This window comes from Alkalinema sp. FACHB-956 (assembly GCF_014697025.1).
In the GTDB taxonomy this organism is placed as follows: domain Bacteria; phylum Cyanobacteriota; class Cyanobacteriia; order Leptolyngbyales; family Leptolyngbyaceae; genus Alkalinema.
The window spans coordinates 13,221-37,495 of the sequence record NZ_JACJRC010000018.1 but is presented as its reverse complement, the minus strand read 5'-3'; the positions used below and the strand labels follow the sequence as shown (position 1 = coordinate 37,495).

The following is a 24,275-nucleotide window of genomic DNA, read 5'->3' as shown; positions in this document are numbered from 1 at the left end:
TACCTTAAAACTCAAAAATTGCCCGTACCGTTCCAACCACGATCGTGTCGTTGTTGCTGTTGTTTTCAGGATTGAAAATTACCAAGACTCCAGGATTGAGGGATAAATGTTGATTCACTGGATAGCGATAGAGTCCTTCGAGGTGCCAGGAACTTGTACCCTCCTCCGCACCACTGTCATTTTGGGTGACTTTGGGTTGCTGGCCAATAATTAACCCAGCTAAGCTACCTTTTTTACCCAAGTCGGGAAAGGCGAACGTGACAGCCCAATTGAAAATCGAGGCGCGGTCCCCTTGGCGGACGGGCACGCGACCTAAGCCAAAGCCATCGCCTTCAGCTTCGGCCCGCGTCCAGCCGACCCACCCCGATAGGGTAAATTTAGGATTGACGCGCCAACTAGATTCCAAACCAAAGTGATTGGCTGACGTGGCGATCGTGCCAAAGGGGGAATTAGCCAGCCGACTGCCCGTGCCCCCGGTGAGGAAGGCTTTGCCAGGGGGATAGTAAGCTCGTACATAGGTTGCGCCAAAACTGAGCGTGTCAGACGGGCGGACGGTTAACTGGGCTAAGGCGGCAAAGGAGCCATTCAACAGGCCATTGTTGGCGGTCGGTTCCGCAGGATTGCGTGCCATGTAGCCGACGGAGAAATTCAGCGATCGACTGATATCGTAGGAGACGGTGACGCCTGCGCCTCGGCGACCTTGGATATAAATGGGATTGAACCGCCCAAAGTTGGAAATTGCGCCTTTGTAGGGGCTGGCAAAAAAGGGATTGAACGTTTCAACAGCGGTATCGTAGCGACTCTCGGCGGCATCGATCGTGACCCGCAATTTGGGTGATAGGGGAAAGCGATAGAATAATCGCCCGATTTGCAATTGGTTATCCGTTGACCCGTCGAAGGCCAAGCGGGTCATATTGGTGCCCGTGACGTTGACGCCAAAGGGCGTGGTATTCAAGGCGTCAAGGCGAATTTTTAACAGGTCTTTGCCCGTAAAACTGGTATTTAAACTCAATCGCACTCGGTTATCCATAACCCAATTGTCATCGACACTGCGTCCGCTGCCATCGGCCCGCTCATCCCCGATCGCACCAGTCACCGAGAAAATGACTTCACCCTGTAATTTAGTGGTGGTGGAAAACTGTTGTTTCTGAAGCGTAGCAGTTTTGGCCTCTAAGCCATCCACTCGCCCCCGCAAAGTCTCCAGTTCTGGGGCAAATTCCGTTTGGAGGCGTTTGAGGGTCGCTAAATCTTGCTGGGTAGCGAGTTCTGCTCCTGCGACGGCAATCCGCTGGTTCATTTGGTCAATGCAAGCATTTAATCCAGCGGCAAACTCGTAACGGGTGACTGCTCGATTACCACGATAGGTGCGATCGGGATATCCTGCAATGCAACCATAGCGTTCTACTAAGGCTTGCAGCGCTTGAAACGCCCAATCCGTAGGTTGCACATCACTCAATTGGGAAACGCTAGTGACTTGAGCCAAGGGATTTGCCAAGGAATCGGTGGAGGGATTAGTCAGTGAATTGTCGAGGAAATCGTTCGAGATCGAGTTAGAGTTGCGATCGAGTGTTGCTGGTGCGGACGTAGTTTCTGCTGCTACTCCACTGGCAAATCCACTGGTAAATAGTAATAATGAACTGGGAAATAGGATTGCAGTGATTGACTTAAAATTGATATGAAGTTTTGTCATAATACAGGACTCCTTCCTAACACCAGAAAACCGTAAATCCAATGAACAACGCAACACAGTCAACGAATCTTAATACTGTGCCCTGGAAAATCCACGATCGCTTTGTTGAAATCCAGTCCCGTTGGTTAACGGTGATTGGCGAACATCTCCAGGATCATCAAGGGAATTACCTGGAATATTGGCGAGTCGAAAAGGCTGATTCTCTGATCGTGATTCCGATTCAAGATCAGCAGTTTCTGTTGCCCCAACCAAGCTACCGTCCCGGTGTTAGCCAAGCGACATTAGATTTTCCGGGGGGACGACTGCCACTAGGGGCTGATTTGCGGGAAACGGCCTACGACATTCTGCTCCGGGAATTGGGGATTCCTGCGGCTGCGATCGCAACCCTAGAACCGCTGAATTCCCAAGGCTGGGCAATTAATAGCTCGTTTTCTAACCAAAGGCTCTATGGATGGGTTGCAGAAATTACAACGGCTTCAGCTTCAGCATTAAATCCTGCAAATACTGTTGGCTCCATCCTGCGTTATCCGATCGAGGCAAAGGGGCTGCGATCGCTGCTCCAGGATTTAACCTGTCTGCAATGTCGATCGGTCTTACAGGAATGGTACTTGATGCAACGGATTTAAGCTGGAGCAGTGGCGGAATGAGATCCCCGCTCAGATTGGAATGCCATTCCAGATTCATCTTCCGACTCGGAGAAAGCCATGTGGCCGCGATAGCCTGTGATAATCCGCTGACCATCTTGCAAAATATGGATTTCTACTGCGTCGCTGGCCCAGTCAATTTGATGTTGTAGCGCTGGGTTAAACACATGCACCCGTTGATTGCTAGAGGAGACGGGGGAATTGGGGGAATGAATGGCCTGGGAGGCAACGTAGGGGCCATCAATGAGAATGTCTAACTGGTCGAGTAAGTCCTGACTACCCACTGGGGCTTGGCGCGATCGCAATTGTTCCAGCGTAAAGCCTGTAAAGGACATTACGGTCAATCCTTGCGCCTTCAGTTGTTTAGCGACCTGGGCTAAGGCCACTGCTTGCTTAAAGGGTTCGCCACCGGAAAAGGTGATGCCTTGGTTGCGAGGTTCGCGCAGAACCTGGCGCACCACTTCGTCCACACTCACCAATTGGTTAATCTCAAAGGGCCAAGAATGGGAATTGAAGCAGCCCGGACAATGCCGTCCACAGCCCTGTACCCACAGGACGGCCCGCACCCCAGGGCCATTGACTTCGGAGTTATCTACATAGCCCATGACATTAAGATAGCCGGGGGGAATTTCTGGGAGGGCTGGCGGTTGGTTGGGTTGGTGGTGGGTTGAGGTGGATGCGATCGTGGATGGCATGGGTGTTCTCCCGTAGGTAGTTAAGGAATCGTGATTGAAGTCAGGATCAACGTTAAGAGGGGCGTTGTTAAGATTGTCGTTGTAGACAACGCTCAAACGCCGGTTTATGGTTGTTTTCGGAAACGGAACGTAATTGTGTGAAGAGATCCCGCAAATCAGTCTGTTGAACAAAATTTAAAAAATTGTCGTACAGTTTGATGTTGGCAATTTCAGCATCGATGCCCATTTGACAGGCTTGTCGCAAGGTTTGCGGGGCGTCTACTCGATCGGCAAAGGTGTCCTGGGGGATGGGGATTCCATAGCGTTGGAAAAGCGTTTCCCAGTGCTGAACATGGCGATTTTCCGCTTGGACAATGTTGCTAAAAGGACGGAGAGTCCCAAATTTCTGGATGACTGCGGTGTAGAAAGCGCGTGCATGAAACTCATCGTTGATGGCATCAATCATGGCCTGGTGGGTTTTTGCATCTAGGGGCGGACTAGCGGCGCTCATGGTGGTGGTGGGTGAGGTGGCAGAAACCATTAACCCGATCGCGAAAACGGAAAAACTAGCGGTTAATCCATACTGTAGGCGGTAGGAATTCATGCTGATCTCCAGGGTTGGAAGAATGTTTGCTAGGGGATGGATGCACGATCGTAAAAGTGATGGATTGCGGGTGAATCAACGATGACCGACTTGTGATGACCGGCTGCTGACTCTAATCCTTGGTTTGCTGATCCAACGTTCTCCAATCGGCTAGGAATGTGGCGGGTAAGGCGAATGTGATGGCATTACCGGATTCTGTGGGTAGGGTTATGCGCCAAGGCAGCTCTAGTCGTAAATCAGACACAATCGGTTGTAGGTTGTATTGTCCAATGTGGGGTTCCGGTGCGTTGGTATTGCTAAACATTTGACTAGAGGCGTCCTCAGCGGTGAGGATCTCGCCAAAGGAATTGCGGAATTGTAGGGGCTGGGTGCGATCGATCCGAACGCTGCCGGGGAATCCTGCCAGTCTGAAATTCAAGACGGTGGCTCCATCGGGTTTAATGCGCTTAAAGGCGATCGCTTGCCAGGTGCGACCTTGTTGATCCTTGAGTGGGTGTCTGGTTTGGTAGACGGTTTGACCCGGTTGTTCCTCAAATTGCTGGATGGCTGCGATCGCGGGTAAGGTTGGGATGAAGCCTAAAACTGTGGTCAATGTAATTACAGTGATGATGACGATCGCGATTATGGAGCGTAACCAGAGAGAGAATTGCTTAGACATCGATGGAAGTACGTTTTAAGAAATCATTGACAGCAAGAACAAATGACTACGGATGACTAACTGGGGAAAGTCTGATTGAATTCGTATCAATTGATCGAGAATCTTGGCTGGAACCTTGACTAAATCATTTACTGAATCGCTTACTGAATCCCGTCTTGTAATGCGGATTGAATGGCGGCTTTCAGATCAGGCATGAAAACGGAATACATGCCGCGTAGGTCGCCCACGTTGAAATCATAGGCGCGATCGTCGAGATACTTCTCTTGAATAAACTGAGGCCGTTGATTTTTCTGTCCGTGACAGGCGAGGCAACTGGCTTCTACATTAATGCGGCGATAGTAACGAGTGCCTGCTTGCCCGTTGATTGTTGCATGTTCCCAAAATCCCATTAAGTCCGGATTTTTTCTAAAGGTTGCTAAGGCTTGGCGTGCCTGGGAACTGTCCGGCGCATGATCGGGATTGCGATATTTATCGGCTATTTGCTTGACCTGCCAACCGTTTTCTTGGCTGAGTCGTTGCGCCTGCATACCTACGGGACGGCAAACTTCTTTCATCGTTTCCAGGGTTGGTTCTTCGGTGTGTCCTTCCAACGTAGAAGCAAGTCCCGATCGCATCTGATCTAAGTCCTCGATCGCTTGAATGGCTTTGGTTAACTCAGCTGGATTGGTGACGATCGGCGGTACGGACTGGGCGATCGAAGCTTCTATAGCCCAAGCGGGTGCTGGGATGATCCAGCAAATGATCCCGAGAATAATCACCATCCCAAACAGTAGCCTCAAAGAAAATTGGGAAAACTCGTTGACCATGGTGGGATGCCTCGATGTAATGCTGCTAAGTAGGGAAATTACCCGCAAGTCATGGCTGCCCACAGGTTATTTCTGAAGAGATTGAATTCAATAGTTGCATTCTACAACTATTTAGTTATATTATCAACTAGCTGGTGAAGTCTGATTCTTACCGGGCGAATTCCTTAGACCTTTCACTCAGCTCCTTAATATAGTTGACAATTGTTCACGCTCATTAGGCTATAACCGATGGCTTATCACTTCAGTCAAACTTTGAATTGCACCTTTGATGACGCGATCGCGCAGGTGACCGCAGCGCTTCAGGCGGAAGGGATGGGGATTCTGACCGAGATTGATGTCCAAGCGGCCTTTAAGAAAAAGCTGGATGTTGATTTCCGCCGTTACAAAATCCTAGGCGCTTGCCATCCCAAAATCGCCTATCGGATGTTGCAGACCGATGATAAGGCGGGTGTCTTTTACCCTTGTAATGTTGTTGTTCAGGAACAGGAAAACGGCCAAATTGAGGTGTCTGCGGTTGATCCTAAGATGATGTTTCTAGCGATTACTGATCCCCATGCTCAAGTGATTGCTAACGAAGGGAGTCAAATTATGCAGGCTGTGATGGAGCGGTTAAGGCAAAATGCTTCGCTTCCGGCATAAATGACGAATTCACTAGCGCCTTGACTAGCGCCTTTACAGAAGTCACGGATTGATCATTAACCTTGGGTTGACTGAATGGTCAGCAGTTGACCCATGCTACAGGAGGGCAACTATTGTGTGGAAATTTTTAGGGCTGCTTCAGAAAAATTTGGTTTGGTCGATTCCCATTTGTATGATTGCAGGAATTGTCATAGGCGTAGTGGTGAACCCAGATCCACTGAAGGCTTGGGTGATTCCGCTAACGTTCCTCATGGTCTATCCCATGATGATCAATTTGCAAATTCAAAAAGTGTTGACGGGAGGAGATTTTAAGCTTCAATTCGTGACGCAGTTGATCAATTTTGCTGTTATCCCATTTATGGCTTTTGGAATTGGCCAACTGTTTTTCCATGGGCAGCCTTTGGTGCTGTTGGGGCTACTGTTGGCTTCGCTGTTACCCACTAGTGGAATGACCATTTCCTGGACAGGCTTTGCGAAGGGCAATCTGAGTGCTGCGGTCAAAATGACGGTGGTGGGTTTAATCCTAGGTTCACTGGCGACTCCGTTTTATGCGAAGTGGCTGATGGGAGCCGCGATCGAAATTCCCCTTATGGATATTTTCCGACAAATTATTATCATTGTATTTCTGCCGATGATTTTGGGGATTGCCACGCGGCTTATCCTAATTCGCATTGTGAGAATGGATAAGTATCAAAAAAATCTCAAAGAGAAGTTTCCCAGTTTTTCGACGATCGGGGTTTTAGGGATTGTCTTTGTTGCCATGGCTCTCAAAGCGAAGAGTATTGTTAGCAACCCTGGTATCTTGTTATCTTTTCTGATTCCTTTGGCAATTTTATATGTTGCAAATTTTTTAATCAGTACAGTTGTAGGTAAGATGTTCTTTCAACGGGGAGATGCGATTGCTTTAGTGTATGGCACGGTCATGCGTAATTTGTCCATTGCCCTTGCGATCGCGATGACGGCCTTTGGGAAAGAGCAGGGCTCTGAAATTGCTTTAATTATTGCCATGGCTTACATTATTCAGGTTCAGGCTGCGGCTTGGTATGTGAAGTTAACCGATCGCATTTTTGGCCCTTCACCCAGCTTTACTTTGACCTAAATTTGGCTCAGGGCAACTGTTTGGGAGAAAGGGATAAGGACTACTGCATCAAGATTGCTGAATTGGATTCTGGTATCGCTGGACGAAGGGGGTAGCGTAGTCAAGACGATCGTTAGCCTCTACAATAAACGATATAAATGAATTCAGGAGCTTCTTTGTCTATGGTTGCAGCTCGTGATCTACCTCGTTTTACGCCTCAGGAATATTTGGTCTGGGAGGAGCAACAACCGGAGCGCTATGAGTACTTCGATGGAGAAGTTTACGCGATGACGGGTAGAACTCTTCCCCATGCCGACATTGCTCTCAATATTGCGACTGCGATCAAACAGCATTTGACCGGTTCTTGTAAAGTGAGAAACTCAGATGCCAAAGTTGCAATAAGTGAAGCGGGGCCATTCACCTATCCCGACATTAGTGTTAGCTGTGACGATCGCGATCGCGTCGCCAAACAATATATCCAATTTCCCTGCTTAATTATGGAAGTGCTGTCACCCAGCACAGAAGCCTACGATCGGGGGGCTAAATTCCGTCTCTATCGGAACTTAGAGAGTCTTCAGGAATATGGATTAGTGAGTTCGGAACTGAAATCGGTTGAAATTTTTCGTCGTAATGCTGCTGGGGTGTGGGAGTTTACGGCCTATGGTGAGGGCGAAACCTTTACCCTGACCAGTATCGGGCTAACCCTTTCAGTCGATGTATTTTACGAAGATGTAGTGCTAGAAACTCCGATCGCAGAATAAGGCCCCGATCGGTGTTGTATCTGTTCTAGAACCCTAATGCCCGTGCTCCTTGGTAGAAGACAAAACTGGCTATCCAAGCCAATCCGAGGGACCATCCGACGGATAGTAGGGCAAACCGCAGGCTTTTCGCTTCATTTTTCAACACGGCGATCGTGGATAGACAGGGAATATACAGCAACGTAAAGAGCATAAAGCTGTAGGCTTGTACCCAATCGATTTGCTGGGCGATCGTCCCGGCTAGGTCGGATTCTGCGGCTTGGCTGTAAATAACTGCTAACCCCCCGAGGACAATCTCTTTCGCAATAAATCCAAAAAAGAGGGCGATCGTTAATTGGGCATTGATTCCTAGGGGAGCAAAGAGCGGTTGTAAGGTCTGTCCCAGTAGCCCTGATAGGGTTTGACTGCTGGCTGAGGGGACATTGGTGGGTAGGTTATTGAGGAGCCAAATTGCAATAACTCCCACAATAATGAACCGTCGTGACCAAATCCAAAAATGTTTGACTTCGCACCAAGCTCGCACTAGGATTTGCTTCAACGTTGGGAGACGGTAGGGAGGCAGTTCTAAAACCAGGGGCTCTTGGGTCGTGAACTTTCCCTTAAACAGTGCAGCAGTCAGGATTGCCGCTGCAAAACTCATGAGATATAAACTAAAAAGAACGGTTGGCGCGATGGTGGCGGCAAACATGGCCGATGTGATGAAGATAAACACATTCAATCGCGCAGAACACAATGAAAAGGGAATCACTAGCATGGATAACATGCGGAGTCCCGGCGATCGCATGACCCGCGTGCCTAAAAGAGCCGGTACATTACAGCCAAATCCCATCAGGGACATAACAAACGATCGCCCATCCAGTCCCAATCGTTCCATCAGGGCATCCATCAGGAATGCAGAGCGGGACAGGTAGCCGCTATCCTCCACGATCGCCATGCAGAGAAAAAACAGAAAAATGACTGGGAGAAATGCTGCAACGGTTCCTAAGCCTTCATAGACACCATCAATTAGAAATCCCCTGAGAAACGCAGGAAAGTTTGCTAGAAGAGGCTCCAGGGCATTCAGTTTTAACCACTCTAAGCCGTCGCCTAGGCTTGCTTGGAGGGGGGTACCCATGGCGTAAATGGTCTGGAATACCAGATACATCGCGCTGAAAAAGATGGGTAAACCCAGGATGGGATGCAATAAAATCCGATCGAGCCGACTGCTCCAGCGATCGGAGAGGCGAGCGGGCATTTGCACTGCGTCGGCTAATAGCGTTTGGAGGGTACGGTTAGAGGGGAGTTCGGCAGGGAGTTGCTGGCTGATGTTGTTGACCTGAATGGGGTGATCCTGCTGATCTAACACTTCTGTGATCGCCTCGATCGCCTTTGGGTAACCTGCGCCATACTTGGCACTGATGGGAAACACAGGAATCCCCAAGCGATCGGACAAAATCTCAGGGTTGACCCGTACCCCAAATCGCGCTGCTTCATCCACCATGTTCAACAGCAATACAACGGGTACGCCCAGTTGAAGCACTTGGAGCGGTAGGGAGATCTGGCGATCGATCTGAGTTGCATTCAAAACAACCAGGACTAGATGAACGGGAGTTGTTTCCAAAAATCGTTGAACAACGGCCTCGTCCTCGGAGAGTCCCCGTAAATCATAGATGCCAGGTAGATCAACCACTTCAGCTAACTCATGGCCCAGCTTGACCGTGGCTAGCATTAAGTCAACAGTGATTCCTGGCCAGTTCCCAATGTGAGCATGGGAACCAGTGAAGCGGTTAAAAAATGTGGACTTACCCGTATTGGGCATTCCCAGAACAGCAATACGTTTCATGGATCGTTAACCGTTCACCGCAGTGACGCGAACGAGATGGGCATCCCGATGACGCAGCATGAGTTCTGTCATACAAATGCGTACATGGAGTGGCCCTGACAGCCAGCCTCGTCGCAGAAGATGAATTTCCTGTCCTTGACGAAATCCTAGGGCATGGAGCCGACGTTCTAGGCTGGGATCAACCTCAAAATCTACAATTTCAGCGGATTGACCGGGTTTGAGGTTTGCAAGACTGGTGGTAGGCATATAAGGATGTAGGGTAAGAATCTAGGGTAGGGATAACAGAATCGACGAAGTTGAGATCAACGTTGAGGTAAACAGAAATGGGGGGATCGTGGGGAATGGGTTGTGGAACTGGGACGGGATGGAAGGCAGAAATTCAGAGGCGATCGAGATTCAAAGGGAATGATAGATGTCTGACTCCTTAGCAAGATTCTAGGAGAAAAGTGGACAAAGAATAGGGAATTTCGACTGACCAACAGCTTATTGATATTTAATCTCAATAATACACTATATTTCCGATGGTTGGAAGCTGGACTGCAAATTTATGTAACTTGTCAGAGGGGAATGGATAGAGATTGCTGGGAACCGTCCTCAGGGATAGTCCTCAGGAAAGTAGGGTCAAGTTTGACTGGGCTGTTTGTATTCAATGATGGTGCGTTGTTTGCCCTGTCGTCGTAGTTGCTGGAATTGCATCTGTCCGAGGGCTTGGGGAAATTTGACTAGAACGCAGAAAAACGCATAGAGTTGAGCTTGGGAGGGTGTCATCGATCGCTGTCTACGACAATATTGGTAGATCCGATACCCTTGAAGTCCGTAGAGGGCGATTAACCCCACGAGGCTCAACCCGAAGGTGAAAGGGGCGAAACCGAGGGCTAAGACTGGAAACATTAAGCCCCAGAGCCAAATGCTACGGGTTTCCTTGACCCAATGGCGTTCTGGGGACCGTCCATGCAGCCATGCTCCTTCTGCGTAGGCATAGCCCGATCGCAGCGATCGTCGCCACCACTGGCTAAACCGTGTCATATTGGCGTCATGCCATGCCATATCAGCCGCAATCCGCCGAATGGTGCCCCCTTGCCGTCGCAGCCGCACGCAGAGTTCTGGCTCTTCTCCGGCAATTAACTGGGGGTTAAATCCACTGACGGCTTGGAAGGCCGATCGGCGCATCAGGGCGATCCCGCCGCATTCTTTCGTTTCGCCTACAGGTGTGTTCCATTCCAAATCGCACAGGGCGTTGTAGCGGGAACGATCGGGAAAGCGTTCGTGCAGGCGACCACAGACGACCACGACTTGAGGATTCCCATCAAACGTTGCGATTGCGCTGTCAAACCACCCCTCAATAAACTCACAATCCCCATCAATAAACTGCACAAAATCTAACTGGGGATACTGTTCAAATAACTGATTTGCTCCAGCGTTTCGGGCACGGGCAGCCGTAAAGGGTTTGGAGAGGTCTAATTCGACCACCTCAACGCCGATCGATCGAGCAAAAGCAACACTCTCGTCCGTTGATCCAGAATCCACATAAACAATCGGATACCGAATAGAAGTCTGCATCGTAGCGGAAGTCTGGGTTGCATCCGGGGGAAGCGCACTTTGGCAAGACTCATCGGATATCTCTGCGATCGCACGCATTTGAGCTTGAGCCGAGAGAAGACAGCGTTTCAGCCGATCCCCTTCATTTCGACCGATCGCAACAATTCCAAATCGCAACTTAGTCAACTTAGTCAACTCAGTCATAGCTGTCATAGCTGTCATAGCTGTCTGAGACACAGTTATCTTCTGAGACACAGTTATCTCCAGTGAGTGATCTCCAGCGAGTGATCTCCAGCGAGTGATCTCCAGTTTTATCCCCAAATAATTACTCAACTCATCGCTCAACGCCCACTTTCCTACTCCCTGATCAAATCCTGTACCCCTCCGACGATACTGGCATATTACCGCTTCAGCTATCTATCCTACGACGGAAGAATTCAGACTCCGGCTATAGATTTTCACAATTTAGCGAGGGACGTTAAAATAAAAGCGCTGGAAACCCCGGTATTGACGATTGCTAAGGACTCTCTGTGACTGCGCCATTGCCCCCTTCTAATGACAACCCGAGCTGGCAGGAAGCTCTGCAAAAGCTCTACAGCCGCAAATCTGCGGAGCGGCCTTTGGCGGAAGGGGATCCCCGGCGCTATCGGGAAACGGCGGTGGAGCTGACGCAACAGCGGATGGAACGGCCCACCCCATCCGAAGATCTATCCGATTTGCCCGATGCCCCAGCGCCCTTGGATGCGTCCGATCGCCCTCAGCCGGGGCAACCTCCGATCGGGACAGGTGGGCAACCAGAAGCGACTCCGATGCCGTTGATGACGGTGTTTCAAGAGAGTTTGATTGAACAGGAGATTGTGGTTCAGCAGCCCGATCGGCAGCAGATTCACCTCATTCCGGGGCGGGCGGCTTGGGAGATTTTGCAGCGCTTGGGGATTGAGGCGGCCTATGTGTTTCTGTCATTGGTGGCGGAAGTTTCGGAAGCCGATCGGCCCTGGCGCAGTGTCCTGACCCTTCGAGGGACGGGTTTAGTCGATTTTGTGATTGGTGAGAAGCAAGCTGACCTGACACTGCTCCAAAAGCTGAAAAAGCTGGAAGAGATGCTGCAACTGTTGTGCAGTTTGTCAGTGATGGTCAGTTATCTGGACGAAAGCCAAGGCTTGTTCCGCTGGGTGAACTATCCCATGTGGCTGCTGGAAGAATTAAGTTACAGTGGTAAGTTGCTGCCTGGACAGGAGGCTGGGTCTACCCATCGCCCAGGGGCTCCGGATGAGTTGATGATTCGGCTGCGACCTGGAAATTGGGTGGAGATGCTGGGGGCGGCGGACTTGTCCCGAGGGATTCAAGCCCTTCAGCAGTACGGAAATTGGGCGCGGGGGATTTTGCAGATCAACCCGAACCGTAAGCGATTGGCGGCTCGGCTGGCGATTTTTATTTCGGTGATTGGGCAGTTGTATGTGACGGGGCATTATCGCGTTCAGGATTTATTGGAACAGGTGGAAGATCCGAAGGTGCTGTCTGGGTTTTATAAGACGGAGGAAACGCGGACGCGATTGTTTGTGCGGTGGAATAATGCCCTGTTGTCGTTGAAAAATTTAGGTTGGGAAATTGGCTTTGATGCGATGACCTATCCGGTATCGTTACGGCCTAGTTGGAGTGTGAATGGTGGGGAGGCGGGGCCGCTGCCAGAAAGTCTTGCGCAGTGGTTTGAAACTTGGTTGGATGCAAGGCTGATGATTCGCCCGATGCAAATTGTGATTGCTAAGGATGGGATAGATACCGGGATAGCCATGGCTGGGGATGAGGGGGCGGGGCCGCAAGGGAGCCCGTCGAGGGACGATCGCAAAAAAGCGGCGGTGCTGATTCGTCCGAAGGCTGGGCTGGGGGCGGCTCGGATTCCAGCGGTAATTTCTGGGCAAACGTTGGATGTGGCGTTGACGTTGAAGGGCTGGAGTAAGGCGTATTTGGCGACGCAATTAAAGATGGATCGATCGATGGTGACCCATTGGATCAAGGGCAGTCGTCCGATTACGCCGGAGCAACGCAAACGTCTATGGAAGTTGCTCGGAAAAGAGTTACGGGCTGCCCAAAAATTAAAGTACTAATCCCAAAAGCTAGCGTTAAAAGGCCAAATCCCATGCCTCACTGTCTAGCTTAATTGTTCAATCAGGTGATCTCCCACTCGTAGGGCATTGGCAATAATGGTCAGAGTGGGGTTCACCGCAGCACTGGAGCGGAAAAAGCTGCCATCTACTACGTAGAGGTTCTCTACATCATGGGTGCGGCAATGGAGATCGAGAACAGACGTGGTCGGATCTTCTCCAAAGCGACAGGTGCCGCATTGGTGGGCTACGCCTTGTAACGGGAGTTTTTTACGGAAGTAGAAACTAGCAGAAATCACTTGTTCGCCGCATCCAATACTTTTTAAGGTTTTGATCCAACGGTTTAGTAAGCGATCGTAGGCTTCTGTGTTGTTTTCGGTGTAGTTTAACTGAATGGAATCGTTGCGAAGGGTAATGCGATTGTTGGGATCGGGTAAGTCTTCTGCGGTGAGCCACCAATCGACGGAATGGGCCGCGATCGCTTCAAAGGTTCGGTGTTCTCGCAGGGATAGCCCTAGGACTGAGGGCGATTCCTGCGCAATCATATCAGCATTGACTTTCCCGAGTAGCTGCACATGGCCCATCGGATAGTCAAAATCTTCATCACCCCAATAGAAATCATTAATTGCTAACGTTTTCTGAAAGGCTGTTAAATTGGATTTCGTTGTAACGCCAATAATGGCACCGTTCTGATGCTTCATAAAGTTGCGTCCCACTTGGTCTGAGCGATTGGCGAGTCCGTTGGGATGCTTGTCATTAGCTGATTTGAGCAGCAGTGCCGCAGAATTAATTGCGCCACAGGCAACCACCACGATCGACCCAGAAAAAAGATAGGTTTCCCCGTTCCATTCCGTTTCGACAGCAGTCACTTCGCGACCGGAGGGGCTGGTGTGTAACTTGTGAACTCGCGCCTCGGTGAGTAATGTCACGTTGGGATACTGTTCTGTGGGACGGATGCAGGTGATATCTGCATCGGCTTTTGCATCCACCAGGCACGGGAAACCATCACAGGTGTTACAACGAATGCAGGCACTGAGTCGTCGATCGACTTCGTTGAGCTTGATTGCCAACGGTAAATAAAAGGGATGTAATCCCCGATCGATCAATGAATTATGGATTTCCTGAATGCGGGGTTCATGGCTGATGGCAGGGTGGGGATATTCGCCGCTGGCAGGGGGTTCGGTAGGATCGCTGCCCCGTTTTCCATGGACTTGGTAGAGTTGCTCGGCTTGGCTGTAATAGGGCTCAAAATCGGCATATTTCAGCGGCCATTCCGGCGAGATTCCCCCTTTGTGGATGACTTGGTGAAAATCCTGTTCCCGCCAGCGAAAGAGGGCTCCGCCGTAGACTTTGGTGTTGCCTCCGACGAAATAGCCGACCCCTGGATGGATGGCTTGGCCGTTGTTGTCGTACCAAACTTCTGAAGTATGATAGCGGTCTTTTTGGACGACTTGTACCGTGTCCCAGTTGTCTTTCTCCCGGGGAAGGAATGGCCCTCGCTCGAGGATGAGAATTTTTTTGCCCGTGGGCGCTAACCGATAGGCCAGGGTGCCGCCGCCTGCCCCAGTACCGATAATAATCAGGTCGTAGTGGTGGTTGATTGGAGAAGAAGGTGCCATAGGAATTGCGGAAAAAATTGCTAGGTTGCTAATTACATGTCATGGTTGGAGGTCATGAGGTTGGATTCTTCGATCGCGCGGGTACGGCGACGGCTCATCTTTTGTTCGTGGGCTTCGTAGGCGATGCAAACCCAAATTAGCGTCATGAATAGAATGTTTTTATTGAAGCTCTCTGCGGCGTTGGGAACCAGGCTACCGGCGGGAATGATGCCAAAGGCAAGGACGATACTGAAGGTCATCAGGATGAGTAATAAGCCTGTCCAACGAACCCAGTAATTGAGGGCAAATAATGCACCTAGGACGATTTCTGCCAACGGTAGCAACCAGCCATAGGGAACTGCGATCAGTGCAGGCAGTGGGCCAATGCCTTCCCATCCCGGTGGGATATTGGGGCCGATGATTTGTAGCTTTTGGGTCAGTACCGTTTGGTAGAAGCCATTGGGAATGCCAAAGTTGAGATAATTGGCAATCCCTGAGAAAAAGAAGAAAACCCCGAGAGTAATCCGATTTGCGATCACGGCAGCACGGAGGTTAAATAGGTAATTCATGATCAATGCTCCTTATGTTTCTAAGTTAGTAGGATGAAGATAACTTCACTGGTGAGAGAATCGTTTTGACTGACGATGGCTTTAGTGGATCTCAGCAATCCATTTCAGCGTTTTGCAGTGACCCATTGATCGAGTAATGTGGGAATGCCTGACCAATGGAGGGATTGTTGGAATTGCTGAGGTTGGGCAGCCCGCCAAGCTAAGGGGGAGGCGAGAATCAAGCTGGCGGCGATCGCGGCCATACCTTGCAGAAACGGGGTTTGTCCCAGTTGCATTGGCGTAAAGGGTCGGTGACGTTGTAACAGTTCGTCGGTCAGCCATTCGGTGGTAATGCGGGCGTTGTGGGCGGGAGTGGGTAGGAGCCGTAAATAGGTGGCCTGCCGCATTAGATGTCCTGGTTGACCTTTGATTTGCACTTTGTTGAAAAGATTGGCGACGCCTTCGTTTAAGCCCAGTTTCATTAAGGTTCCCCGTAGGTAGACTTGCACGGGAAGGAGCGCTTTGCCTTCAGTTTGTAATTTGAGATTTTGCGCGATCGCCTGTCCTTGCTGGTAGGCGACTTGGGCGGTGGGTGGCTGAGGATTGCTGGGAGTGATGGCGCAATCTCCAGCGGCGAAGACTTCGGGGAATTCGGGGAGTTGCAGCATGGGGGTGACGATTAAGCGTCCGCGCGGATCGCGATTTTCAGCGGCGATGGGTAACGTCATCAACAAGGAATTGGGACTGGTGCCTGCTGTCCAGACGATGGTTCCAGCGTTTAATGTGTGGTCTTGTTTATGTTGTTGGTAGTGAAGGCGATCGGATTGGATTTCACTGACGGCTGCATCAAAGAGAAACTCAACTTGTCGTTGTTTCAATGCCCGCTGTACGGTGCAGCGGAGTTGACTGTTGATGTCTCCTTTGAGTAACTCGCGGCTGCGGTTGACTAAGACAATGCGAATTTCGTGACTATCGCCGCCGAGTTCGTCGTACCAAATGGGGAGTAAATCCGCCAGTGTACAGGCTAATTCAATTCCCGCAGGCCCTGCACCGACGATCGCGACGGTTAAGAGGGCACGGCGTTCTGCGCAGGTTTTGAGTTGTAAAGCCTCGTGCAGACGGGTTCGTAGGTGCCTGCGTAGGGCGATCGCTTCGGCTCCGTTGGTGAGGGGAAAGGTGTGGCGATCGGCTCCTGGGGTGTGGAAATAGGTGGTCTTGCTGCCCAAGGCTAAGACTAAGTTGCCATAGTCGTACTGCTGGCCGGATGCGACAGTGATTTGTTTTTGATGGAGGTCGATCGTGGTGACTGTATCCTGTACAAATTTCACTCGACTGCCAGCGAGGAGGTCTTGGTATCTGGGATAAACCTGTTCGCTGTGCAATTCATGACTCAATAATTCATACAGGAGGGGTTTAAAGCTAAAGCGATCGTTTTGTTCAATTAACAGGATGGGGTGGGAGTAGTTTTGGTGACTTAAATGTAGAGCCGTGAATAACCCTACAAAGCCGCCGCCTACAACGATGGTTGGATGATCTGCTGAAGGATCGTTTGCTTGTGAAATGGCCTGTGAGGTTGCTTTTGAGGTTGGCTGCATAGCGAGGCTACCCAGGATAGATTTGAAGGTTGAGATTGATACCAAATGGATTTATCACTGCTACAGATCTGATCCCCCCTAACCCCCCTTATTAAGGGGGGAATTCAGCCAATTTCTTTCAAGGTCCCCCTTATTAAGGGGGATTTAGGGGGATCGTTATGGGTTGCAATCACAAGTTGATTTGGTATGAGAATTGAGATTATTGCTTGGGTTGTGATTAGTATTGTGGTTTTAACTCGGTGGTGAATGATGGGTGGCTAAGGACTGCCTGAGAGAGTTAACTCTAGGACTCAATGGAGCATTTAGGGCGTTCTCAGCTAATATTCAGACTTTTTCTCTATACCTAATCCCATAGATTGACGTAGAAATTATTTAGGAGTGGCTCCTATGACACTGGAAGGAAAAGTTGCGTTGGTGACGGGGAGTAGTCAAGGGATTGGGCAGGGAATTGTGCTCAAACTGGCGCAGGCTGGGGCCGATGTGGTCATTAACTATCGATCGCATCCTGAAGGCGCTGAAGAAACCCTGGAAAAGGTTCAGGCGATCGGGGGAAAATGCTATTTGGCAGAATGTCCCCATTCCCGAGGACGCACAATTCAAGCGGATTTAGGTAATCTTGAAATGGTGCGTGAGTTGATTTCTGAAAGCATTGCTCACTTTGGCAAATTGGATATTCTAGTGAACAATGCGGGTATTGAAAAACATGCGCCTTTTTGGGAAGTGACAGAAGCAGATTACGACACGGTTCTCAACGTGAATTTGAAGGGGGTCTTTTTTGCAACCCAGGCGTTTGTTCAACATCTGATAGCAACCCAACGTCCCGGTAAAATTATTAACATCAGTTCGGTGCATGAAGATTTACCGTTTCCCAACTTCGCAGCCTACTGTGTTAGCAAAGGGGGCATGAAAATGTTAACTCGTAATTTGGCGGTGGAACTGGGGTCGCTGGGAATCACGATTAACAATGTGGCACCGGGCGCGATCGAAACTCCCATCAATACCAAGTTACTCAATGATCCCGACAAGCTCAATGCCCTGCTGAATAACATTCCTTTGGCACGGTTAGGGCAACCCCAGGATGTGGCCTCTCTGGTGGCGTTTTTAGCGTCGTCTGAGGCGAATTACATCACAGGCAGCACGTTTGTGGTGGATGGTGGACTGCTTTGGAATTACCGAGAGCAATAATTTTTCTAATCACTGTTTTGCTGTTTCTGTATTTTTCTAGAAGCTTTTGTTGTAATCGTGTTTTTTCAGTTCTGAGATGTATTTGTTAAAGTGTTGGTGAAGATAATGGCTAATCCTGATGCAAATCGTGATACTTCAGTGAAAACCCAAGAAGAATTGCGCTTAGAAGAGGCTCGATCGCACACTGCCCATTGGCGACGCTGGGGGCCGTATTTAAGCGATCGGCAGTGGGGAACGGTACGGGAGGACTACAGCCCCTATGGTTCCGCTTGGGATTACTTTAGCCATGACCAAGCGCGTTCTCGGGCCTACCGCTGGGGTGAGGATGGCCTGCTGGGCATTTCGGATAATCACCAACGCCTATGCTTTGCGATCGCGCTGTGGAATGGGGAAGATGCCATTTTGAAAGAACGTCTGTTTGGGTTGACGGGAAATGAGGGGAATCATGGTGAGGATGTCAAGGAGTACTATTTCTATTTAGAGAATACGCCAACGCATTCTTACATGAAGGCGTTATACAAGTATCCCCATCAAGCGTTTCCCTATAGCCAATTGGTTGAGGAAAATCGGCGTCGCGATCGCCATCAGCCGGAGTTTGAATTGCTGGATACAGGAATTTTCGATGAAAATCGTTACTTCGATGTGATGGTGGAATATGCCAAGCGATCGACGGATGATATTCTAATTCGAGTTACGTTAACGAATCGAGGGCCAGAATCAAAAACGCTACACCTCTTGCCTAGTCTTTGGTTTCGCAATACTTGGTCATGGAATGGAGAGTCTGATAAACCCATCTTACAGGCACTCGAAGATCATCATCACTCAGTGATTCAAGCCAGTCATCCAACTCTAGGTCAACGCTGGTTATACTCACAGAGGGCTGAGGAACTCCTGTTTACGGAAAATGAAACCAATAGCGAACAAGTATTTTCGCTGCCCAATGATTCTCCCTATGTGAAGGATAGTATTCATCGGTATATTATTGAAGAAGCAAAGAGTGCGGTTAATCCCAATCATATCGGTACGAAAGCTGCGTTGCATTATGTATTAGAACTTGCTCCGGGAGAAGTGCGAACAGTTCAGTTACGGCTGAGTGACCTATCTCCAGATCAGGTGGAAGTGCTGGCTGGGGATCGATCGATGTTCACTGCTGAGTTTGATGCCACATTCCTAGCGCGCCAACGGGAAGCGGATGAATTCTACCATCGGATTACGCCCTTTGCGCTGAGTGACGATGCGCGGAATGTGCAGCGGCAAGCCTTTGCGGGAATGCTGTGGTGTAAGCAGTATTATCACTACGTGCTGGAGGATTGGCTCAAGGGGGACTCAGCAAATCAGCCACCCGTGGAACGTAAACGGGGACGTAATCATGAATGGATTCATCTCCATACGGATGATATTTTATCCATGTGTGATAAATGGGAATATCCTTGGTTTGCGGCTTGGGATTTGGCGTTTCACTGTATTCCGTTAGCAATGATCGATCCGGATTTTGCCAAGTATCAGTTAGATGTGTTGACGCGGGAATGGTACATGCATCCGAATGGCCAAATTCCCGCCTATGAGTGGGCCTTTGGGGATGTCAACCCTCCGGTTCATGCCTGGGCAACTTGGCGCGTTTACCAGATTGAGCAAACACTGTACGGTAAAGCCGATCGCTTATTTTTGGAGCGGGTTTTTCAAAAGTTGATGCTGAATTTTACCTGGTGGGTCAATCGCAAGGATGTGGAAGGGAGAAACGTCTTCCAAGGAGGCTTTTTGGGATTGGATAATATTGGCGTGTTCGATCGGAGTGCGGCGTTGCCGACGGGGGGACATATTGACCAGTCCGATGGGACGAGCTGGATGGGGATGTATTGCCTGAATATGCTAACGATCGCCCTAGAACTCGCCAAAACTAATCCTGTGTACGAGGATATTGCCACAAAGTTTTTTGAGCATTATCTCTACATTGCGGATGCGATGAATCGAATTGGTGATATGGAAGTATCCCTGTGGAATGAAGAAGATGGTTTTTACTATGATGTTTTGCATTTACCGGACGATCGACAAATTGAATTAAAAGTACGATCGATGGTGGGTTTAATTCCGTTGTTTGCAGTGGCTACCTTAGAGCCAGAGACTCTACAGCAGTTGCCGAATTTTAAGAAACGCTTGGAGTGGTTTATTCAGCATCGGCCCGATCTACGCCGGAATGTGGCTTGTATGGAGACGCGCGGTGTGGGAGCACGGCGGTTGCTAGCGATCGCGTCTCAGGATAAGCTCCGGCGTATTTTACAAAAAATGCTGGATTCTTCCGAATTTTTAAGCGACTTTGGGATTCGAGCCGTTTCGCGTTACCATGCGGAAAATCCCTATATTTTCTATGCCAATGGTCAGGAATGCCGTGTGGACTATGAACCTGCCGAATCCAGTAGCGGTTTATTTGGTGGTAATTCTAATTGGCGTGGGCCGATTTGGTTTCCGGTCAATTTCCTGTTGATTGAATCTTTGCAAACGTTCCATCGCTATTTGGGGGATGAGTTTCAGGTGGAATGCCCAACGGGGTCAGGCCAGTGGATGAATCTTCAGGAAGTAGCGATGCTTCTGTCCCGACGGTTGACGCAAATCTTTCTGCGCAATGAGGCGGGGCATCGTCCGGTCTATGGAGGCAGCGCTATCTTGCAATCCGATCGCCATTGGCAAGATTTCATTCTGTTCTATGAGTACTTCCATGGGGATAATGGTGCAGGGATTGGCGCGAGTCATCAAACGGGTTGGACGGGATTGGTGGCCGCGCTTATCCAGGAATTGGGAGAACAGGAAAAGCCTTCTGATCAGTTAATGGCTGATGTAATTTACTGAAGAGATCAGCGATCGTGCTCCATGATCAAATTTGGTATAGATCATAAAATGCCGATCGCTCATCCCACGATCGGCAGATTGCCTTTAAATCAAGTTGTTAGGAGAAATGCTAATGCATGATGCAGTGTTAGAAACTAGTAAAATTAAGCCTGACGTAACGCTACATAGTCTTGGAGTTGTCGTTTAGCGGCGTCAAAGGAATCTCTAAGTGCAACGTAAAGGTCTTCGTGGGAGTGGTCGGCATCGGAATTACGATTAACAATGATTTCCTTGCCGGGAACAGAGAGGTCGATGCGAACTTGGTATAGGTTGCCTTGCTGATGACGGCCTGCTGTGCTTTCTAGGGTGACTCGACAATTGGTCATGCGATCGCAGAACTGGGTAAGTTTCTCTACTTTTTCTTGAATGGCAGTTTCGATCGCGGGAGTAACGGAAAAACTACGGCTGATGATTTGAAGCGGAACTTGCATAATCTACTCTCTCCGGTCGAGTCGAGTAACTTCTTTTTATGCTTTTAGAGTAAGACAAAAAGTTGAGGAACTTGTGAAGGGGACTGTAGTCTCTGTAACAATTGATGACGAGGGCTGGGTCGGTTCGGGAGAGAGAGGCCCGCTCTCCCAAGTCTCCTCAGCGATCGCGGATCACGATTGATGATCACGATCGGAGCGCAATTTCTGCGTCAATGACGCTAGGATCGGCGGTTCTGCGCAATTGGAAGCCGAGTTTATCGCACACATGTTGCATATCGCGATTTTCGCTGAGAATGGTGGCCCGAATCCAGTCTAAGCCTTCTGCTTTGCCGATCTCAATTAACCGACGCAAAATTTCGCTGCCTAGCCCCTGGTGTTGATAGCGATCGCTGACGAGTAATGAAAATTCGGCTTCGTTGACGCCATGCTGTTTACTGAGGCGACCAATGCCTAGCATTTCCCGTTCTCCTGTTGCGGGATTTTGGTAATCGGCGACGAGGGCCATTTCCCGATCGTAGTCGATGCAACATAGGCGTAGGAGTCGTTCGTGGGCAATGCGTTGGTTTAATTTAATCAAATGGAAATAACGCAAATATACGCTCTGTTCGGACAAGGTTTTGTGGAATTGAATGAGCAAGGGTTCGTCCTCTGGCCGGATAGGACGAATGGTGACTGTTGTTTTGTCTTGCAATTGCCAAGTGGAACAGTATTGGGTGGGATAGGGACGAATGGCGGGTTTGGCAATGGTTGCCGGGGCGATCGTGCGATCGTGGAGGACGACTCGGCCATCGAGAGCGGTTAAAGTGTTGCCGTGGGCTAGGAGCGGATTGATTTCAATTTCCTTAATTTGCGGTTGCTCGACGACGAGTTGACTAAAGCGGACGATCAACTGCTCAAGAGCGGCACAATCCACGGGCTGTTCACCGCGTACCCCTTGCAACGCATGGTAAATTTTGGTGCGTTCCATGAGTCGTTTGGCTAAGGTTGTGGTTACGGGCGGTAGGGCGATCGCGACATCTTGAAAGACTTCGACCCATTGTCCTCCGGCTCCAAAGGCTAAAACTGGCCCAAAGAGGGGATCGTAGCTACTGCCGATGATGAGTTCATAGCCTTTCTGATTCAGCATCGGTTGCACTGTGACGCCATTAAAAGCTGTGTCTCCTACTTTTTGCGTGACGGATTGCTGAATGGTTCGATAGGCCGTTCTGACAGCATCTGCGTTGCGAATATTCAGTTGTACACCACCGACATCGGTTTTGTGGGTAATGGTTTTCGATAGCAATTTAAGAACGACGGGATACCCGATCTCGTCAGCGATGTTAACGGCTTGATCTTCACTCAGTGCTTCCTGGGTGGGTACGATCGGGATGTCATAGGCGGCTAAAAGGGATTTGGACTCGATTTCCGTTAGCAAAGTCCGGCCTTGGTCTAATGCTTCGTGTAAAATGCTCTGAACCGTCGATCGATGGGGAGCGTGGTTATTTTCAGAGGATAAAACAGGCGTTTCATAGATGCTGCGCAGATTTTGGCTGTAGCGCCAGAGGTAGTTAAACATGCGCGCTGCTGTATCGGGAAACGGGAATGTGGGAATGCTGGCTTGGTTGAGCAGTTCTGCCCCCGCTTCCACTTCCGTATCCCCCATCCAACTGGCGAGAATGGGTTTCCCGAGGTTGGCATACTTCTGTAACCGCTGGGCGGTTTGGGTGGGATGGGTCATGGCCTGGGGGGTCAAAATCACCAATAATCCATCGCTGTTGGGATCTTGCGCGGCAATTTCAATGGCTTGGGCATAGCGATCGGGGGTGGCGTCGCCCAAAATATCGATCGGGTTGCTGTGGCTCCAGTGGGCGGGCAGAACCTGGTTAAGGGCTGCGATCGTCTCCTCGGAAAGTTCTGCAAGCTGCCCCCCGTCGCTAATCAGGGCATCGGTGGCGAGAACCCCAGGGCCACCTGCATTGGTAATAATTGTCAGGCGTTTGCCCTTGGGACGGGGTTGTTTGGCGAGGACTTCGGTGATGTCGAATAATTCAGCAATGCTATTGACTCGCAGAACGCCGCAGCGTCGTAAGGCGGCATCAAAAACGGCATCACTGCCGACTAATGCGCCCGTATGGGAGGCAGCAGCTTGGGCGGCAGCTTGGGTACGGCCTGCTTTAATGACGATAATCGGTTTGGTCAAGGCGACTTCCCGCGCGGCGGACAGGAACGATCGCACGTCGCCCACGGATTCCATATACAGGACAATGCTTTTGGTGTAGGGATCATCGCCTAGGTAGTAAATCAGATCGCCCCAGCCAACATCGGCCATGGACCCGATCGAAATGAATTTACTAAACCCGACGTTTTCCCGGAAGCTCCAGTCCAGAATGGCGGTACAAAGGGCTCCACTTTGGCTGATAAAACCGATGTTGCCAGGTCGGGCGATCGTGCTGGCAAAGGTGGCGTTAAATCCACCCTGGGGATTCATGACGCCGAGGCAATTGGGGCCGATGATCCTGAGTTGACCGCGCTTTGCCTCGGCTAAAACTTGTTGTTCTAGGGCAATGCCATCTGCGCCAATTTCCTTGAAGCCTGCGGATAAAATAATGGCTGCCTTGACGTTTGCATCAACACATTCGCGGACAATATTGGGAACGGTCTGAGCCGGGGTTACGATAATGGCTAGGTCAACGGTTTCTGGAATGCTTCCGATCGTTGGATAGGCTTTAATACCCAAGACATTATGATGCTTTGGATTGACTGGAAAAACAGTTCCCCCAAAGGGATGGCGAATCAAATTCCAGAGAATGGTTCGACCAACACTATTCAATCGTTCTGTTGCACCGATGACGGCAACGGTTTTGGGTTCAAAGAAGATATCAAGGGGATGGTGCTCCGATCGGAGAATGTCATGGGCGCGATCGGCACATTGGTTGACTGAAACTTGCATAACCCACTCCTTGTAGGTTGCCCTGTGTTGTTTGGCGTATGTTGGTTGGTGTATGTGTATGTTGTTTGACGTATGTTATTTGGCCTGTGTCG

The 24,275-nt window shown here is 49.9% G+C and carries 20 protein-coding genes; 7 read left to right on the top strand and 13 right to left on the bottom strand.

From position 1 onward, the window contains the following. Window positions 1–4 precede the first annotated feature (4 nt). Window positions 5–1,690 carry an iron uptake porin gene (locus H6G21_RS17680; protein WP_190574735.1) on the bottom strand — a complete coding sequence of 562 codons (1,686 nt, stop codon included), beginning with the start codon at window positions 1,688–1,690 and terminating at the stop codon, window positions 5–7. Between the two features lie 41 nt (window positions 1,691–1,731). On the opposite strand from H6G21_RS17680, the gene H6G21_RS17675 reads away from it, so the two are divergent. Beyond that, a complete protein-coding gene (locus tag H6G21_RS17675) occupies window positions 1,732–2,316 on the top strand; it encodes an NUDIX hydrolase (RefSeq protein ID WP_190574734.1) in 585 nt (194 codons plus the stop codon). On the opposite strand, the gene H6G21_RS17670 is transcribed toward H6G21_RS17675, so the two are convergent. The 4 genes from H6G21_RS17670 to H6G21_RS17655 form a co-directional block, all read right to left on the bottom strand. Next, window positions 2,313–3,029: a 4Fe-4S single cluster domain-containing protein gene (locus H6G21_RS17670; RefSeq protein ID WP_190574733.1), complete on the bottom strand. Its 717-nt coding sequence runs from the start codon at window positions 3,027–3,029 to the stop codon at window positions 2,313–2,315. The genes H6G21_RS17675 and H6G21_RS17670 overlap by 4 nt on opposite strands. Window positions 3,030–3,096: 67 nt before the next feature. Further along, the gene (locus tag H6G21_RS17665) at window positions 3,097–3,612 is read right to left on the bottom strand and encodes a DUF2202 domain-containing protein (protein ID WP_190574732.1); all 516 of its coding nucleotides are present in this window, start codon (window positions 3,610–3,612) and stop codon (window positions 3,097–3,099) included. Between the two features lie 112 nt (window positions 3,613–3,724). After that, a complete protein-coding gene (locus tag H6G21_RS17660) occupies window positions 3,725–4,270 on the bottom strand; it encodes a DUF3122 domain-containing protein (protein WP_190574731.1) in 546 nt (181 codons plus the stop codon). Window positions 4,271–4,410: 140 nt separating this feature from the next. Next, a complete protein-coding gene (locus tag H6G21_RS17655) occupies window positions 4,411–5,031 on the bottom strand; it encodes a DUF3365 domain-containing protein (RefSeq protein ID WP_190574730.1) in 621 nt (206 codons plus the stop codon). A gap of 273 nt (window positions 5,032–5,304) precedes the next feature. Here H6G21_RS17655 and H6G21_RS17650 point away from each other — a divergent pair, with 273 nt between their 5' ends. The 3 genes from H6G21_RS17650 to H6G21_RS17640 all read left to right on the top strand — a co-directional run bounded on the left by H6G21_RS17650 (window position 5,305) and on the right by H6G21_RS17640 (window position 7,554). Beyond that, complete coding sequence (locus H6G21_RS17650) at window positions 5,305–5,715, top strand: DUF302 domain-containing protein (RefSeq protein ID WP_190574729.1); 411 nt, start codon at window positions 5,305–5,307, stop codon at window positions 5,713–5,715. A gap of 115 nt (window positions 5,716–5,830) precedes the next feature. Further along, on the top strand, window positions 5,831–6,814 hold the full coding sequence (locus tag H6G21_RS17645) for a bile acid:sodium symporter (RefSeq protein WP_190574728.1): 984 nt from the start codon (window positions 5,831–5,833) through the stop codon (window positions 6,812–6,814). Between the two features lie 161 nt (window positions 6,815–6,975). After that, window positions 6,976–7,554 (top strand): Uma2 family endonuclease, encoded by a 579-nt coding sequence (locus H6G21_RS17640; protein ID WP_190574727.1) that lies wholly within the window; start codon window positions 6,976–6,978, stop codon window positions 7,552–7,554. A gap of 25 nt (window positions 7,555–7,579) precedes the next feature. On the opposite strand, the gene feoB is transcribed toward H6G21_RS17640, so the two are convergent. The 3 genes from feoB to H6G21_RS17625 form a co-directional block, all read right to left on the bottom strand. Beyond that, window positions 7,580–9,373 carry a ferrous iron transport protein B gene (gene feoB, locus H6G21_RS17635; RefSeq protein WP_190574726.1) on the bottom strand — a complete coding sequence of 598 codons (1,794 nt, stop codon included), beginning with the start codon at window positions 9,371–9,373 and terminating at the stop codon, window positions 7,580–7,582. Between the two features lie 6 nt (window positions 9,374–9,379). Continuing rightward, a complete protein-coding gene (locus H6G21_RS17630) occupies window positions 9,380–9,619 on the bottom strand; it encodes a FeoA family protein (protein WP_190574725.1) in 240 nt (79 codons plus the stop codon). A 375-nt stretch (window positions 9,620–9,994) separates the two neighbouring features. Next, the gene (locus tag H6G21_RS17625; RefSeq protein WP_190574724.1) at window positions 9,995–11,116 is read right to left on the bottom strand and encodes a glycosyltransferase; all 1,122 of its coding nucleotides are present in this window, start codon (window positions 11,114–11,116) and stop codon (window positions 9,995–9,997) included. Window positions 11,117–11,442: 326 nt separating this feature from the next. Here H6G21_RS17625 and H6G21_RS17620 point away from each other — a divergent pair, with 326 nt between their 5' ends. Beyond that, window positions 11,443–13,017, top strand: coding sequence for a helix-turn-helix transcriptional regulator (locus tag H6G21_RS17620; protein WP_190574723.1), 1,575 nt, complete (start codon window positions 11,443–11,445; stop codon window positions 13,015–13,017). Window positions 13,018–13,061: 44 nt separating this feature from the next. Here H6G21_RS17620 and H6G21_RS17615 read toward each other — a convergent pair whose 3' ends face one another. The 3 genes from H6G21_RS17615 to H6G21_RS17605 all read right to left on the bottom strand — a co-directional run bounded on the left by H6G21_RS17615 (window position 13,062) and on the right by H6G21_RS17605 (window position 16,755). Continuing rightward, on the bottom strand, window positions 13,062–14,633 hold the full coding sequence (locus H6G21_RS17615; RefSeq protein WP_190574722.1) for a GMC family oxidoreductase: 1,572 nt from the start codon (window positions 14,631–14,633) through the stop codon (window positions 13,062–13,064). Between the two features lie 32 nt (window positions 14,634–14,665). Next, window positions 14,666–15,181, bottom strand: a complete 516-nt coding sequence (locus H6G21_RS17610) for a DoxX family membrane protein (RefSeq protein WP_190574721.1) — start codon at window positions 15,179–15,181, stop codon at window positions 14,666–14,668. A 104-nt stretch (window positions 15,182–15,285) separates the two neighbouring features. Then, window positions 15,286–16,755 carry an NAD(P)/FAD-dependent oxidoreductase gene (locus H6G21_RS17605; RefSeq protein ID WP_190574720.1) on the bottom strand — a complete coding sequence of 490 codons (1,470 nt, stop codon included), beginning with the start codon at window positions 16,753–16,755 and terminating at the stop codon, window positions 15,286–15,288. A 387-nt stretch (window positions 16,756–17,142) separates the two neighbouring features. Here H6G21_RS17605 and H6G21_RS17600 point away from each other — a divergent pair, with 387 nt between their 5' ends. After that, window positions 17,143–17,940, top strand: coding sequence for a glucose 1-dehydrogenase (locus H6G21_RS17600; RefSeq protein WP_190574719.1), 798 nt, complete (start codon window positions 17,143–17,145; stop codon window positions 17,938–17,940). A 105-nt stretch (window positions 17,941–18,045) separates the two neighbouring features. Then, window positions 18,046–20,784, top strand: a complete 2,739-nt coding sequence (locus tag H6G21_RS17595; RefSeq protein WP_190574718.1) for a glucosidase — start codon at window positions 18,046–18,048, stop codon at window positions 20,782–20,784. Window positions 20,785–20,927: 143 nt separating this feature from the next. Here the strand turns inward: H6G21_RS17595 and raiA are convergent, their stop codons facing one another. Next, entirely contained in the window at window positions 20,928–21,254 is a 327-nt protein-coding gene (gene raiA / locus H6G21_RS17590) for a ribosome-associated translation inhibitor RaiA (RefSeq protein ID WP_190574717.1), read from the bottom strand. 184 nt (window positions 21,255–21,438) lie between these two features. After that, the gene (locus H6G21_RS17585) at window positions 21,439–24,183 is read right to left on the bottom strand and encodes a bifunctional acetate--CoA ligase family protein/GNAT family N-acetyltransferase (RefSeq protein WP_190574716.1); all 2,745 of its coding nucleotides are present in this window, start codon (window positions 24,181–24,183) and stop codon (window positions 21,439–21,441) included. Window positions 24,184–24,275 lie beyond the last annotated feature (92 nt).